Genomic DNA, 1,862 nt, shown 5'->3' with positions numbered 1-1,862 from the left:
GGCGTGGAGCAGCAGCGAGCGGATGCCGGGCAGCATCCAACGGACGACGTAGACTGATCCGGTGCGTCGCCGGATCCCTGCCGTCCTTGCCGTCATCGGCCTGTCCGCCCTGACCCTTGTGGGGTGCTCGTCGAGCGCTCCCGCCGCTGCCGGGTGCGAGGGCGCGGCGGACGACGCCGGCTCCCTGGAGACCGTGGACGTCTCGGGAGCCCCGGGTGAGGCGGAGTTGACGCTGAACGCCCCGATCTTCACCGACACGACGGTCGCCGTCGAAGAGACGGCCGGCGATGGGCCGAAGATCACCTCCGAGATGCAGGACGTCGTCTTCAGCGTCGCGATCGCCGATGGCGCAACCGGTCAGGCGCTCGCGAGCGGCGCCGCCCCTATGAACACCGTCGCCTCTTGGCGCGAGAACTACTCGGGCCTTGCCGACATGCTGATGTGTGCGACCGAGGGCTCGCGGGTGCTCGGCGCGGTCCCCGCTTCGGCGCTGTCCGAGCCGGCAGCGCAGAACTGGGGGCTCGAGAAGGACGACACGATCGTCGTCGCGATGGACGTGCAGCGGGTGTACCTCGCCGCCGCGGACGGCGCGCCGCAGTACAACGACCGCCGCGGCATGCCGTCCGTCGTGCTGGCGCCGAACGGCACTCCCGGGATCATCGTCCCGGACGCGGCCCCGCCGACAGACCTCGCCGTCGAGGTGCTCAAGAAGGGCGATGGTCCCGCGGTGACGGATGCCGACAGCATCCTCATCCAGTACACGGGCATCACCTGGGCCGAACGGACCGTCTTCGACTCGACGTGGGAGAAGGGCGCTCCGCTCGCTGTGACCCTCGACGGCGTCGTTCCCGGTTTCGCACAGGCTCTGGAAGGCCAAACCGTCGGCTCGCAGGTCCTTGCCGTCATCCCGCCCGAGTTGGGTTACGGCGACCAGGGCAGCGGCTCGATTCCCGGCGATGCGACGCTCGTCTTCGTCATCGACATCCTGGGCGTCGATCCTGCTACCGGTTCCTAGCCGACGCCGCCCCGACGCCGCCCCACGGTCGACGCCTAGGATGGTCGCGTGGTCATCAAGACGTCACGCACCGCACCCGAGGAGCGCCTCGTCAACCTCGTGGTGGCGCTGATGGCGACTGAGCAGGGGCTGACGAAGCAGGCCATTCTCTCGTCGGTGGCGGGCTACCGCGAACAGGTCACCGCGGGAGCGTCGAAAGGCGCCCTGGAGAAGATGTTCGAGCGCGACAAAGAGAACCTGCGCTCCCTGGGCATCCCCGTAGAGACGATCGGCGACTACGCCGATCCCGACGACCTGCGCGACGCGCGCTATCGCATTCCCACCGCGGAATACGAGTTGCCCGCCGATATCGAGTTCACTCCCGCGGAGCTCGCGGTGCTGAACCTCGCCGGCGGCGTGTGGAGCGAGAGCTCGATGTCGTCCGATGCGCGCAGCGGGTTGCGCAAGATCCGCGCCCTGGGCATCGAGGTGGACGCGCCGATCATCGGGTACTCGCCTCGCGTGAACCTGCGCGAGGCGGCGTTCGGACCGTTGCAGAGCGCGATCGAGCAGGCCCGCGTCGTCGAGTTCGACTACCTCAAAGCGGGTGAGGATGCCGCCCGCAGGCGTCGAGTCGAGCCGTACGCGCTCGTCGAGTACGAAGCGCGCTGGCACATCTACGGCTTCGACCTGGATCAGCACGACGTTCGCACCTTCCTGCTCTCACGCATCGCCTCCGACGTCACCGTGACCCGCACCGCCTTCGATCTGGCGCGGCGCGAAGGCGCGGGGGAGAGAGCACTGACGGGGCTCACCGAGCTCGCCGCGCGACAGCGCGCGCTCGTGGAGGTCGCGCCCGGCACCGAAG

General features: G+C 69.2%; 2 protein-coding genes. Both read left to right on the top strand.

What is annotated here, in order from left to right:
• Positions 1–61 precede the first annotated feature (61 nt).
• Positions 62–1,015, top strand: a complete 954-nt coding sequence (locus tag WBP48_RS11360) for an FKBP-type peptidyl-prolyl cis-trans isomerase (RefSeq protein ID WP_424440486.1) — start codon at positions 62–64, stop codon at positions 1,013–1,015.
• Positions 1,016–1,063: 48 nt separating this feature from the next.
• Positions 1,064–1,862 (top strand): helix-turn-helix transcriptional regulator (locus WBP48_RS11355; protein WP_424440484.1); only part of this gene is annotated, 799 nt, incomplete at its 3' end.

Source organism: Microbacterium sp. (genome assembly GCF_049661145.1).
Taxonomy (GTDB): domain Bacteria; phylum Actinomycetota; class Actinomycetes; order Actinomycetales; family Microbacteriaceae; genus Microbacterium.
This window is presented reverse-complemented; position numbering and strand designations above follow the sequence as displayed.